Source organism: Dolichospermum sp. LEGE 00246, from assembly GCF_015207865.1.
Classification (GTDB): Bacteria; Cyanobacteriota; Cyanobacteriia; order Cyanobacteriales; family Nostocaceae; genus Dolichospermum; species Dolichospermum heterosporum.
In genome coordinates this window covers 1-12,586 of the sequence record NZ_JADEWA010000116.1, presented here as the reverse complement: position 1 = coordinate 12,586, position 12,586 = coordinate 1, and the positions used below count along the sequence as shown (strand labels likewise).

The 12,586-nt window shown below is 36.0% G+C and carries 13 protein-coding genes; 2 read left to right on the top strand and 11 right to left on the bottom strand.

Going from position 1 to position 12,586, the window contains the following annotated elements:
• Nucleotides 1–448: 448 nt before the first annotated feature.
• From IQ228_RS10345 to IQ228_RS10295, 11 genes are all read right to left on the bottom strand, one after another.
• Nucleotides 449–1,753: a DNA polymerase III subunit gamma/tau gene (locus tag IQ228_RS10345; protein WP_193962809.1), complete on the bottom strand. Its 1,305-nt coding sequence runs from the start codon at nucleotides 1,751–1,753 to the stop codon at nucleotides 449–451.
• 231 nt (nucleotides 1,754–1,984) lie between these two features.
• On the bottom strand, nucleotides 1,985–3,418 hold the full coding sequence (gene dnaN / locus IQ228_RS10340; RefSeq protein ID WP_193962808.1) for a DNA polymerase III subunit beta: 1,434 nt from the start codon (nucleotides 3,416–3,418) through the stop codon (nucleotides 1,985–1,987).
• A 280-nt stretch (nucleotides 3,419–3,698) separates the two neighbouring features.
• Nucleotides 3,699–4,004, bottom strand: coding sequence for a hypothetical protein (locus IQ228_RS10335; protein ID WP_193962807.1), 306 nt, complete (start codon nucleotides 4,002–4,004; stop codon nucleotides 3,699–3,701).
• 207 nt (nucleotides 4,005–4,211) lie between these two features.
• Complete coding sequence (locus IQ228_RS10330; RefSeq protein ID WP_193962806.1) at nucleotides 4,212–4,520, bottom strand: hypothetical protein; 309 nt, start codon at nucleotides 4,518–4,520, stop codon at nucleotides 4,212–4,214.
• A 418-nt stretch (nucleotides 4,521–4,938) separates the two neighbouring features.
• Nucleotides 4,939–5,898: a ThiF family adenylyltransferase gene (locus IQ228_RS10325; RefSeq protein ID WP_228043793.1), complete on the bottom strand. Its 960-nt coding sequence runs from the start codon at nucleotides 5,896–5,898 to the stop codon at nucleotides 4,939–4,941.
• 34 nt (nucleotides 5,899–5,932) lie between these two features.
• Nucleotides 5,933–6,544, bottom strand: coding sequence for a Mov34/MPN/PAD-1 family protein (locus IQ228_RS10320; protein ID WP_193962805.1), 612 nt, complete (start codon nucleotides 6,542–6,544; stop codon nucleotides 5,933–5,935).
• Nucleotides 6,541–7,248 carry a prokaryotic E2 ligase family D protein gene (locus IQ228_RS10315; protein WP_193962804.1) on the bottom strand — a complete coding sequence of 236 codons (708 nt, stop codon included), beginning with the start codon at nucleotides 7,246–7,248 and terminating at the stop codon, nucleotides 6,541–6,543. The genes IQ228_RS10320 and IQ228_RS10315 overlap by 4 nt, the downstream gene beginning before the upstream one ends.
• The gene (locus IQ228_RS10310) at nucleotides 7,227–7,973 is read right to left on the bottom strand and encodes a hypothetical protein (protein WP_193962803.1); all 747 of its coding nucleotides are present in this window, start codon (nucleotides 7,971–7,973) and stop codon (nucleotides 7,227–7,229) included. Before IQ228_RS10310 ends, IQ228_RS10315 begins: the two co-directional genes overlap by 22 nt.
• Nucleotides 7,973–8,407 carry a hypothetical protein gene (locus tag IQ228_RS10305; RefSeq protein ID WP_193962802.1) on the bottom strand — a complete coding sequence of 145 codons (435 nt, stop codon included), beginning with the start codon at nucleotides 8,405–8,407 and terminating at the stop codon, nucleotides 7,973–7,975. The genes IQ228_RS10310 and IQ228_RS10305 overlap by 1 nt, the downstream gene beginning before the upstream one ends.
• 1 nt (nucleotide 8,408) lies before the next feature.
• On the bottom strand, nucleotides 8,409–8,876 hold the full coding sequence (locus IQ228_RS10300; protein ID WP_193962801.1) for a hypothetical protein: 468 nt from the start codon (nucleotides 8,874–8,876) through the stop codon (nucleotides 8,409–8,411).
• 9 nt (nucleotides 8,877–8,885) lie between these two features.
• Nucleotides 8,886–9,716 carry a bifunctional DNA primase/polymerase gene (locus tag IQ228_RS10295; RefSeq protein ID WP_370566870.1) on the bottom strand — a complete coding sequence of 277 codons (831 nt, stop codon included), beginning with the start codon at nucleotides 9,714–9,716 and terminating at the stop codon, nucleotides 8,886–8,888.
• A gap of 408 nt (nucleotides 9,717–10,124) precedes the next feature.
• Here IQ228_RS10295 and IQ228_RS10290 point away from each other — a divergent pair, with 408 nt between their 5' ends.
• Nucleotides 10,125–12,302, top strand: coding sequence for an AAA family ATPase (locus IQ228_RS10290; protein ID WP_193962800.1), 2,178 nt, complete (start codon nucleotides 10,125–10,127; stop codon nucleotides 12,300–12,302).
• On the top strand, nucleotides 12,299–12,586 hold a 288-nt coding region (locus IQ228_RS10285), incomplete at its 3' end, for a hypothetical protein (protein WP_228043792.1). The genes IQ228_RS10290 and IQ228_RS10285, both read left to right, overlap by 4 nt.

Here is a 12,586-nt window from a genome sequence, read left to right as displayed (position 1 = left end):
ATATGAAACTCCATAGAATAAAATATCAGGAATAATAGAACGCGGATAAACGCAGATAAATACAGATAAAGATGGAATAATGAATTTCATGATTCTGTGTAGCCTCCCATAAAATTGGTGTAAGAAATTAGGGACTTCCAAATAAAAATATGTTTCAAAACTAACGCAAAAACTCTCTCTATTTCTTCTCTCTCTGTGTTCTCTGTGCCTGGAGTGGTTCTTTTGTTCATTTATTGGGATAATTTGTTTCCTCGAAGTCCCTTAACTAATTTAGGAATTAGTATGTAATGGAAAATTTAAAAGCCATTCATCGTGAATGGCTGGTTATATAGCAATCCTAAATCATTCTGAAAATTGACATTTATTATCTTTCCACCTCTGGGTAAGGCTATTTACATAAATGAATCTTCAAAAATCAGATCAGATTGCTATTCTAATTCATAGAACGTTATCGAGAAGAGGATAACTGTTGTACCGTTTCTACCCAAATAGGAGCTTTCTTACCATTGACTGGAATCAAGGAATTCCAATGTTCTTGGAGGGATTCAAGACTCATATTTGGTAACTTCTGTTGTCCCCAAGCGATCGCATCAGCAGGTGTTTTCCAATTCGTCCAAGGTGGATTTTCAGCAATGGGAATAAATTGACTCGAATTTGTAGAATTAGCAGCAGGTAGTAAACCTAAAATAGCAACTTCTAACCATAACTGTGGTTGAGTAGATAATTTTACCTGCACTTCACATTGTCTCAGGTGTTGCTGTGCTGCTAAAATAGTTGTAGTTTCCCAATCTTTAGCTATTTGACACAATTGTTGCCAAGTGTCCTCAGTTAGCATCACCATTTCCTTACTGCTAGGAGATGTTTTAGCAATCAACATATCTCGATAAAAACTGGTGATATTTTGCAGGATTACTAAAGGTTCTTTACCCCATTCCAACAAATTCCGAATAATATTAATTACTGAATCGCTATCATTTTCAGAAATTCTTTCCACCATTGTTAGCAACTCATACTCAGGCACATTCCCCACCATTTCCCATACCCAATTTTGGTCAATGGTGATATTTAGTAAACTCAATTGATCCAGTAAACATTGACTATCCCGCAAACAACCAGAAGAGATTTGTGCAATTAAACGTAATGCTTCCGGAGTAATATCAATTAATTCCTCATTCACAATTTGGTTGAGATTTTGTACCATATCCTCCACACCAATTCTCTTGAAATCAAACCTTTGACAACGAGAAATTATTGTTGCAGGAACTTTGTGAATTTCTGTGGTGCAGAGGATAAATACTACATTTTTTGGTGGTTCTTCCAAAGTTTTGAGTAAAGCCTGAAATCCTTGTGAACTGAGGCTATGTACTTCATCTAAAACAAACACCTTGTAGCGGCTGTTGATAGGTATAATGTGGGTGCGGTCAATAATTTGTCTGATATTTTCAACACCAGAGTTACTAGCAGCATCTATTTCTACCACATCCAGAGATAAGCCTTTGGAGATGCTGGTACATGAATTGCACAGGCCGCAGGGTGTGGGGGTAGGACAATTACCATGTTGACAATTGAGAGATTTGGCAAAAATGCGGGCGCTGGAAGTCTTACCTGTACCTCTGGGACCAGTGAATAAGTACGCCGGGGCAATTCGTTGAGATGTGATAGCATTGGTGAGAGTAGTTGCGATCGCTCTTTGTCCAACAAGTTCAGTAAAGGACTGAGGGCGATATTTCAGGTGAAGTGGTTGATATGTCATGTTTTTCAAAAGTAGATATGTTGAATTTCCCCAAGCTCATTTATCATTAATAAACTTGGGGTGTGAGGAATTTTTAGTGTGGTTGTTAAAATAGATTTGATGTAACGAACCACAGAGGCACAGAGTACACAGAGAAAAGAGGTTTAAGAGATATTTGCAGAACTTTTGACTGACAAGTATTGAGGTTTGGTTAGCTCAATCTAAACCTCTGCAATTTTTGATTCAGTTATCCTATGCAGCAGCAACTTTCTTTTTTCTTCCTCTAGTTTTAGGAGTAGAATTTGCAGAAGTTTGAGAATTAGTTTTAGTCTCTGCTGTATTTTTCCGTAGAGAAGAATCAGTTTTTATCACATCATTTTTATTCTTGATATCTTCTTCTGCTTCCTCTGTCTCAGCAGCTATATTTATTTCCTCTTTTACTTCATTTTTTGATGGAATATTTGCTGTAATGTTAACCTCCTTTTCATCATCTGAAGTATCTTCTTCCATAGCTGTGCTGTTATTACCAATAAGTTGAACCGGCATTACCAGAATTAATTGATTGAGAATACCATCAACAGGAGTAATAACCACAGGAGTTGTAGTTTGATTGATATTAATCAACACCTCATTCGTGGGTAGAAATTTGAGAGCTTGTTCCATATATTTGATATTAAAACCCATGACTAATTGTTGCTGATAACCATCTTGAGGTTTAATATTTAAAGATTCCACAGCACCAGCAATATCTGAAGATTCAGTAGATAAAGTAGCTTGTTGATGCTGGTAGTCACAGATAATTTTGACAATCTTATTCTTCTGGTCAGCGACAATTCCCACTCTTTTTAAAGCATTATCAAATAATTTCCTATCAGCAATAAATTGATGTTGAAATTGTTGGGGAATTAAAGCTGAATATTTGGGATAATCTCCTTCTAATAATCTCGTGGTAATTTGGATATTGGGTAATGTAAATACCGCAATACCATTGTCGATGTTAATAGTACATTCGCTGTTATCTCCTACACTACCTAAAATCTTTTGTAATTCTATTAACGTAGGTTGAGGAATTGTTATTTCTACCGTGTTTGAATCAGTTTCAATTTGTGCGTTTTCTGTCAATTGCTCATCTGTTTCTATTGTCCCAGAAACAACTGCTAACCGATGTCCATCTGTTGCTGCTGCTTCCCAACTACTATTAGTAAATTGGAAATGAACTCCAGCTAAAACTTGTTTATTTTCATCATGACTAGCAGCAAATAATGTTCCTTCTAATGCTTGTAACAACTTAATTGCTGGTAATATAATATTCTTACCTTCAATTTCTGGTAAAGATGGAAACTCTTGAGGACTAACTGTTTGAATCCGACATTTACCGCAAGAGTGAGTAATAATTGCTGCATTATCTACAATCTCCAAAATAATATCTTGTTTGGGAAGACTTGAAATTACTTGGGTGAATAATTTAGCAGGTAAAGCAATTTTACCTTCTAGTTCTATTCTAGATTTGCATTGAACTCGAATTCCTAAACTCAAATCAAAAGCAGTCACTAGAATTTGTTGTTCGTCTTTATCCGCAACCAATAATATATTGTTGAGAATGGGGTGATGAGGTTTGTTAGGTACAGCGTAACTAACCAAGTTAAGGGTATCAGCGAGGTCTTTTTGAGAAATTGTGAATTTCATAATTTTGGTTTATTTTGATGTCAATAAAGCCATGAAATAAGAGGTGCTTAGTTTGCTACTAAACACCTTAATTCACTCTGTACTTTGTATACAGAGTAGTTATTTTCTGGAATTCATGTTTGGTAAGTTCCAATTAATCGCTAAAAACCACCAACATAAAAGGTGTTAGTGTTTTATTACAGATGAAATTTTCTAAATCTTTACGGCTTTTCATCATCTGCTTGAGTTGAAGTGGTAATTCATTACAAATTATTGTGTAAATCAATAAAAAAAGGTCTGTTTATGAACCTATTTCTACTGTGTGAGATTTGCCGTTATTATTTGGAGAAACTGGGATGAGACTATGAGTATTTAACTGTTCAATCTCATTTGTAATTTGCTGTTGTCGTTGCTGAGAAAGAGATTGATAAATTTGTTGAAGAGCTTTGATGGTTTCTCGTACTTGATGAAGACAATCAGTATTAAAATTTAATGTTACGGTTTCTCCATCTTCAAAAAATGAACAGGATTGGTTATTGCCATTGTTATATGAACTGACATAAGTGTCTTTGGTAATATTGGCTGTAAATGAATGAGATAGTTTCATATTTTGATAGAGATTGTACAATTTTTAGCCAGAAAATATGATGATTTGATTGACAATGAAGGCGTTTAATGTATACATTATTCTGTTGATATACACCTCTGTAAAATTAGAAACATAATCTAAAATACAGATTACACCTTCTGATTAAAATCATCAAATACTTAGCGCGTAGCGCATAATAAATTATTCGTTTTGGTGTCAAATAATTTATTGCTTGAGCTGGGTTTGTTGGTTTATATCTAGTTCGGCTATTTGAATTATTAACTCTGTTGGTACATTCCAACATTTACATTCCCAATTTTGACTTAATCGTTCTGCTTTTCTGACATAAATAGTTGAATTTGTTGTATTTTCGAGAAGCCATCTTTTAAATTGAAGTGCCTTTTCTTCAGTTTCAAAACCGAAGTATGTGACTTTTCTTTGTCCCAAAGGATTAGTAATAGTAGCGACTCTGGGTGAAAGCATATTTAGAGTCCATCCACTAGCACTAAGTTGTACTTTAGTAATGTTGAGCATTGATTTTATTTGTGGTAGTTTAATTTCAACTTTGGGAACAGGCTTTAGATATTCGGTAGTCGCTTTTTTTTGTTTTACAAATATTTCTCAGAACTTACGAAAATATCTTTTGATACCAAATTGATATGAAGCGGCATAGAATAAAATAACAAGAATAATTGACCGCAGATGAACACAGATAAAGATGGATAAATCAATGGATTTCAGTATTCTGTGCAGCCTCACATAAAATTGGTAAAACCCTCATTCTCTGTGTTCTCTGTGCCTCTGTGGTTAGTCACAAAAACCTAAAATACACAAAAAATGAGATTTTAAAAGATTTTTTTACGTAAGTCCCATAAATAATTTTCTCCCTTGAATTTCTCCGAATTTCTCCAAGAAAGAAGCGCGTCAGCGAGAGTGATTTGATGCTGTATTGCTAAACTGAAACTGAGCGTTTTTGTGAAATTATTTCCTCATTTGTAAACTTTTGCAGAGAATTTACACAGATGTATAGTGAACGACAAGAACCTGTAGTATTATGGAAATAGGTTGCAAATTTTCTCAAACCTCCAGTTAATGTTAATGCCAGCAAATACTCCGCAGCAATAACAGCTACTTGTTGATTAACAAATAAACTTTGGCGGTTTCGTGCTTGAATTTCAGCACACGATAAAGTTGTTGAATTTAATTCTTCAGGTAATGGTGTGAGCAGTTCTGGATGTTGTCTAGAAGGACTGGGAAGATTAAAACAAAAGTTAGGTTTTTCAAGATGATCAAAAGCACCTTTTAAAGTAAATTGATTAGTAGAACCAAACACTACTTGTCCAGAACTAGAAACAGCATGATTACCACAATCTAACCACCAAATTTGTGGTGGAGAATCTGAGTAGTTTTGCTCTAAGCAACTGCTAATTTCAGCACGCGCAGCAGCATTATCTACACAACCGATAACAACTGTTAACTTGCGCCATCTTGCTGATATAATCTTTTTAGTGAATGGTTTAGCGATCGCCCTAATTTGCACTCCCAATCCTAAACTGTATCTAGCTGCTAGAACTTCCGCTTTGTGTAATCCAATTTCTGACTGTTGAAAATTCTGTCGGGGGATGTTTTTAGGTTCAATGATATCTGGGTCTACAACTATGCAAGAAGCGGTTTTATTGCTATTTGCTTCAATCTCCAGCATCAGTCTAGCAACCGACGGAATCAAAAAACCTCCTGTCCCACCAGTACCCACAACTATAAACTCGACGTGATTATGTGCAGGAAGCATAAGCGGGACACAGTGAGCAAAAGATAGGTCTAATTTCATCATGGTGTAATCTGTGACATCAAATCCGTTTTGTAGCGGTATTATTCCCTGAATTTTTACCTCTGCCTTCTCTGCGCGAAACAAAAACTGTGGTTTATTTACCTAAAAATAGCTGTCATCATGTAGATACTACTGAATTGGATGTTAAACAACTTGGCAACTCAAATACCCAGTTAGCAGGGATGTACCAAAAGTGGCTGTATGTACCCAACCGCACACAGATATGGGGATTAGTGAAAATCTCACCCAAAACGGCAAAGATTCTGAACTTCCCAGCTTCTTCCTCGTCGTCAGTAGCAGAAAATTGTGCGCTCATACTGTGGTGACTGTGTATCTCAATCATCGCAGTCTGATATGATAAGCTGGTTGCCTCTACTGGAGTTACACTGGTAGATCTGGCAGTTTGTTCTGGGGTGTGCAGATGCCACTGTCCGTCCGTAAAGCAGAGATAAAAGAGTATTTCTTGGTGTCCCGCATTTTGAGCTAACTGTAAAATTTGCAACGTTAACCTAGCGGAAACTAAGGGATATTGCAGGTGAAAGTAGGGTGTGAGATGTGGTAAACCGCGAATACTGCATTGGTTGATAGGAAAGCACGCAGATAGTCCTTGACGTGCAGCACGGACAAACGCTCCGTTCCCAGCTACCCAGTATTCCATCATTTTGCCTGTTATCAGTGGTAAGTCGGTGCTGGTGGCAAATTGATAATTGATAAGTGCAGGTATAGTCATGAGATAATCTCTTCAATTGCAGTGGTAATGGTTTTGTTACCCCAAGGCACTAAATCCCGTGTGGGGTATCTTTTAGATTTGTTGTTGTGTAGTTGCTGTAAAAGCAATCGCACATCTTCAGGATATGATTTGGATTTACCCTGCACTGAATCTTGATTGAAAGGACTATCCCAAAATAATTGCCATACCTGCATGATATTTTCAGGGGAACAATGGGGAACAGAATTTTCACCGAAACAGATAGAACCGTTCTCCATCACATTTGGTAATGGTGCATAAAATAGAGGAGAATTTTGCTCGAATTTCTTAATAGCCCAAATCCAATATTGACGATTATATCCGGCAAATATTAACCCCGGCATAGGTATTTTAAAAGTCGTATTTTCTAAGGAAATGCAATAACGTTGTGGTGGATAAAACTGCACTAACCATTCTCCTTTGTGACATCTTCCCCACCTCACAGTATTTGGTGGTAAATAACCTGAATCAATGGGTTCAGCAGCAAAAGCTTCTCTCAACGCAGCAGGAGCGATAAATTTGTAATTTGTTGTTTCTCCTTCTTTATAAACTAGAAGGTATTGTCCTGGCAGAAATAACAGATGTGCTAGTGTTTCTGCATGAGTAGTTTGGTTGATAATTGAATGTGAAATATCACCGATGTTGAGTTGAGGTAAAATGTTAGTTAATACCGTGCTTTGTTCCATAGTTTGATTACCTGTTTTCTATGGTCAATAGAAGATTCAATCCATTCGGAAAACTCCGTCATTTTCTGGCAATATGTTTGGCATAATTGCCATTGTTCCGCTAAATATTTCAGCACTGCTTGTTCCCAATCAAATGAGACATATTCTTCATGGGTGACATTTAACCAAATACATTCTGTGCTGTGGTCAATGATAGATATGACATCATAAAGTAGAGACAAAGGTGATGTTGTTTGTTGACAAAGTGATGAAAGTTTATCCCAATTGATTTTATCCACTGTCACCAATTTATGAGGGATGAATCCAAAGCAAGAATTCCAATCTTCTTGAGGATGTCCATAACCTATCAGTGACAAAAGAAATTGTTCTGTGAAACTGAGTTCTTCTAAACCTATTTCCCACCAATCTGTGTTTTGCGAGTAAACGGGAATTTCTGTGTATCTTTCTGTGCATTCCCGAAAACCTTCGTGGTAATCTATGGGAAATAGCCACTCATTTACCAGTTCCAAAAACTCAATTTCTAGGTCACTGTAAATACTGGGATATGAATGTTGTCTCAAGGGAGTTGTTGAGGATGACCATTCACGGGGAAACAGTTCTTTGTAGAGACTGAGGTAATTAATTTGTTCGCTGAGTTCTTCTAAATACCAAATTCCCTCTTGCACAGTTTGGGGAATCTGGTATTTTTTCAAAGATTCAGCAGCCAATTGATATTGAGACTGCATTAGAAGCCGGAAATTGGTATTTGCGAAGGTATAGGAGGAGATTTTTTGAGAATATTTAAACTCTTGTCTAATTCAGTTTGCCATTCTCTCCCAGTGGTAATTGCTGTTGGTAGTTCATCTTGTAATAACAGCAGATTTTCGATATTCAAATGACCTTGAATTTCTAACATTTTGATTTGCCAGCTTAATAGTAAAGCTGGGTTAAATTGATGTTCGCTGGTAATTAAAGCTTGGAGGATATCACCTAAACCTTTAGTACCTGCTTTCTTGACCATGCGAATTTGGGTAATTCCCTCTTTATCTGTTCGCGTAATTTCTGCATGAGCAATTTCTGGGTAGAATGGTGTCAGGGCATTGCGGAGAGTTTCGTCAGTAGCTGCAATTTCATCAGCTATGGGTATTTCTTGACCTTCAATCATTAAAATGTAAGACATATTAAAACAGTGTTAATTGATTAGATGGGTTGGTCTTCTGAGGATTAGTTTGTGGTAAATCAGGAGGATTGACAATTTTGTTATTCTCTGATTGGTTGACAGATATTTTTTGTTTTTGAGCTTCTTTTTGTTGAGATTGTTCTGATATTTGTGGTAAAATAGCTTTTAGCTTCGTGAGAACTTCAGCTATTACTGGATATTGTTCGATTTCATGCAGTGTACTAACTTGCATGACTGGTGGTTCTCCTTTGATTCCAGCCGTGATAAACACTTGTCGTAAATCGTGTTGTTTTGCTGGTAAAATTTGGATGCCTAAGATAATAGTGTTGCGGTCAAAATCAAATCTATCTTCTTTCTCAGAGGTTACGTTAACAACTTCAGTTTCTGTGGATGAAGTGGTGAAATCAGTATCGTTATCATCAGTTTCGATGTCTTCATCTACAATTTGTTGATTTTCAATTTTTGACATAATTTGTAGTTAAGAAAGATTAGCTAAACGGTGTAAAATCTGCATATTTATCCCCCATTTTCGGAAAGATTGCCATTTGTATTCGCACTCCCCTGGTGTGTATTTAGCTGATAGCTGACTCCATTCTTCCCAAGCAGAAAATAGGGTAGGATTGACTGATTTCAAAGCCATTCCCACCTTGATCCAGGAATCATATTTATCTGCAAAGCGAGGATGAATTATTTCTAGTAGTAGCAGTGCTGTTTCTGTATCCTCACCTGTAAATTCTGGATTTGTTGGTAAGGTATTACTGTTTTTGTGGTAGTCTCTTTTTGGTGGTTTCGCACGTTTGGTCATCTGTTCAATTATCCAAGATGGTGCGATCGCTATTTCAATTTGGTCAGGACGACAACCACTCAGCCAACGATAATAACCTGTTTGTGGATGAATGCTGGGGGGAAGTATTGATGGTAGTTTAGTACCTCTAAATTCTAAAACTTCACTGGGGGCGGTGGTGATTTTACAGGATTTGAGTTGAGGGTGAGTGTTACCTGGCAATTTCAGTAAATATTGCGCCCTTCCTGGTCGTCCTGATGTAAATGCAACTGTGGTGGGTAGTGGTTGATGAGCGATAATTGCTGCATGGGCGCTGTATCCATCACAGTCTATGGCGATTAAAAATTCCTGGGAGTTTTGACCGCAAAGTAGACCTATACCTGTGGGGGTTACTTTGTAAAAACCGTGATGACGGTTTCTGACTGGGACTTTCTCATATTGCTGTAGTTGGTTCAGCAATGCTTGAGGAGACCAGGGGTGTTGTTCCCATTGATATCCTAATGGTCTTTTTCCCTGAGTGGGGATGATAGGCCAGTGTGGGGGGAGTATTTTTAGGGTATCAATTAGCTTTTGGTTTGGTGGTTTTTTTAATCAAGCTTTTATTACCTATTTGTTTTTCAATGAGGTCTGCGTTAGCAGACAATTCACTCCACAACGCTACAAACTGGAACTTTTTACCACTACCTCCTCAAGCTGCTAAGAGAAATCCAACAAATAAATGATTCATTTTCACAGGATCAAACCGATTTTTTTTCCCCTGCTCTCCTAGCCTAAAAGCTATGAGATATTTTTTTATTTGGAAATCTTTAATCACTTTGCAATCAGCTTTCCAAAAAACTGTGTAAGTAACAGCACATTGACAGTAAGATGACTACTTGTACACGGTGTGATTTAATAAAAGTAAGTTAGTATAAAAATCGTTAAGGGGTTGAAATGGCGCAGTTCTCAGACTGGATGATAGTTGGTGCTTTTACGTTTGGTATTGGTATAACTGGTTCCTTGACAGGACAAGTCAGCGTAGGTTTGCTAGGAAGCACTACAGGAGCAGTTATAGGTGCTGCTGTTTCAGGGAAATTACAGGATAAGAGACAGCATGATACAGTAAGTGAATTAGATAAACTCAAGAAATTAGTAGCTACACAAGAGGAATTAACAAAGTTAAATCAACAAGTAGCAATTCTCCAACCAAGAGTAGAAGATTTACAAAAAGAGCAAGCAGCACTAGCACCAGTTAAAGGACAATATCAGGAAAAACTAGCAGCATTAAAACAAATTCATCAAAATTTAACTGCTCTGAAACAGCAAGAACAGGAATTAGAAAGCCGCATTGCTGTAATTAATCAGAAAAAGCCAGATTTGTCTGAACTAGAAAAGCTGCAACAACAAATTGAAAAATTTAAAATTGATAAAAGTGGGTTAGAAGGTCAAATTAATGCCTTAAATTCTCAAGTTAAATCTTTGGAGTCACAAAAAGTAACTCTCCAGAATGTTGAATCAGAATTAGCAGGTAAACAAATAAGTTTGGATAATCTTAATATAGGATTTGAAAAACTGCAAAATCAAGCTCAACAATTAGAACAGCGGGCAACAGAAGTAGAATTATTGCGTGTTACTTATGATGGACTTTTAGGAGAAAAAGAAAATTTTGAAACAAGAGTAAATCAGCTAAAGCCAGAAATAGAAAGATTAGAAGCTGAAAAACAACGCACTTTACAAGCAATTCAAGAAAGCCAAAATGATTATCATAAAGTTGAAGAACTCCGGCGGATATTACATAACTTAAAAATTACCATCAGAGATCATGAATCAGAATTAAGACAGTCAGAAAGAGAAACCCAGCATTTACAGGGTCTTAAAGCTGCACTGGAAGAAAATAATGCTCTTTTGCAAGTAGAAAAACAGAAACTTGAAGAAATTATTAAAAGATTTAAAGGAGAAATTACAGAAATAGAAAATAGTGCTAAACTAGCTTTACAATCTCTTAGAGAAAATCTTTGGCAGTATTTACCTGACATCCAATTACAACTAGAAGAAACAGAATTTATTAGAGATTTTATTAGTAATATTCAATCTCAAGGATTAACTTTTTCAACACGAGTAATTAACGCTTTTCATACATCTTTAAAAGTACAAGATATATCAGCTTTGGCAATTTTAGCGGGAATTAGTGGCACAGGTAAAAGTGAACTACCACAAAGATATGCAAATTACATTGGAGCGCAATTATTAACTTTAGCTGTACAACCTCGTTGGGATTCTCCACAAGATTTACAGGGTTTTTATAACTATGTGGAGAAGAAGTTTAAACCGACTGATTTAATGCGGGGATTATATCAATATAATCATGATCCAAAAATGCAGGATAGAATGGTGATTGTGTTACTCGATGAAATGAATTTAGCTAGAGTAGAATATTATTTTAGTGAGTTTTTATCTAAATTAGAAAGTCGTCGTAATCATGCAACTTATTTAGAAATTGATGTTGGTAGTTTAAGGATAAGCGAAAATGAACGTCGGCTAAAGATTCCCAATGAGTTTTTGTTTGTGGGAACAATGAATGAAGATGAAACTACACAAACTTTATCAGATAAGGTTTTAGATCGGGCAAATGTGTTAACTTTTGGTAAACCGCAAAATTTAAAATTACGTCAGGAAAAACAAAATGGAAATAGTAGAAATCAACCTTCAGAATATTTACCTTATAGTCATTTTCAAAAATGGGTTAAAACCCCAGATCCTAATTCTGAATTAGTCAAGAAAGTTAAAGATATCTTGAATCATACTAATGAAGTGATGGAAAAATTGGGTCATCCTTTTGCCCATCGTGTTTATCAAGCTATTACTCAATATGTGGTTAATTATCCAGGAGTAGAAAATATTAATTCATCTGATTTTAAATTCGCCATTGCTGATCAATTTGGACAAAAATTATTACCAAAACTGCGGGGTGTGATGGTTGATGAGGCATCAGAAGAATTAGACGAACTGGAGGAAATTATTTCAGAAATTGATGATAAACCATTAATTACAGCTTTTAAGAAAGCACGAAAAGGACGTTATGGACAATTTAGCTGGCAAGGTTTAGTTTATGAGGATGAGCAAGTATCATGAAGATTTACTCTAGTTTATTTGCTTATTTGAATAACTCACCTATGAGTTCCGATGATGATAACTTACTCAAAGCTAGTCAACGTCCAGTTATTGTTTTAGAATCAGAGGAAGTTTTATCAGCAATACCTTGGTTAATTCCTATTGATGATAGAGTGTATGAAGTAGGTTTTCCTTATTTACAACCGACAGATTTACAACATGATCAGCATAATTTAGTATCTAAGTTAAATTTAGATATTTTTGAACAATCTTGTACTTTGAATATTAGTGATGAAGTATTAGAT

What these genes read in the sequence shown, in the direction of transcription:
- IQ228_RS10310 (WP_193962803.1), bottom strand. Translation starts at nt 7,973, where the DNA reads ATGCAGTCTCAATATCAATTGGCTGCTGAATCTTTGAAAAAATACCAG.
- IQ228_RS10315 (WP_193962804.1), bottom strand. Translation starts at nt 7,248, where the DNA reads ATGGAACAAAGCACGGTATTAACTAACATTTTACCTCAACTCAACATC.
- IQ228_RS10305 (WP_193962802.1), bottom strand. Translation starts at nt 8,407, where the DNA reads ATGTCTTACATTTTAATGATTGAAGGTCAAGAAATACCCATAGCTGAT.
- IQ228_RS10290 (WP_193962800.1), top strand. Translation starts at nt 10,125, where the DNA reads ATGGCGCAGTTCTCAGACTGGATGATAGTTGGTGCTTTTACGTTTGGT.
- IQ228_RS10345 (WP_193962809.1), bottom strand. Translation starts at nt 1,753, where the DNA reads ATGACATATCAACCACTTCACCTGAAATATCGCCCTCAGTCCTTTACT.
- IQ228_RS10320 (WP_193962805.1), bottom strand. Translation starts at nt 6,544, where the DNA reads ATGACTATACCTGCACTTATCAATTATCAATTTGCCACCAGCACCGAC.
- IQ228_RS10300 (WP_193962801.1), bottom strand. Translation starts at nt 8,876, where the DNA reads ATGTCAAAAATTGAAAATCAACAAATTGTAGATGAAGACATCGAAACT.
- IQ228_RS10330 (WP_193962806.1), bottom strand. Translation starts at nt 4,520, where the DNA reads ATGCTCAACATTACTAAAGTACAACTTAGTGCTAGTGGATGGACTCTA.
- dnaN (WP_193962808.1), bottom strand. Translation starts at nt 3,418, where the DNA reads ATGAAATTCACAATTTCTCAAAAAGACCTCGCTGATACCCTTAACTTG.
- IQ228_RS10335 (WP_193962807.1), bottom strand. Translation starts at nt 4,004, where the DNA reads ATGAAACTATCTCATTCATTTACAGCCAATATTACCAAAGACACTTAT.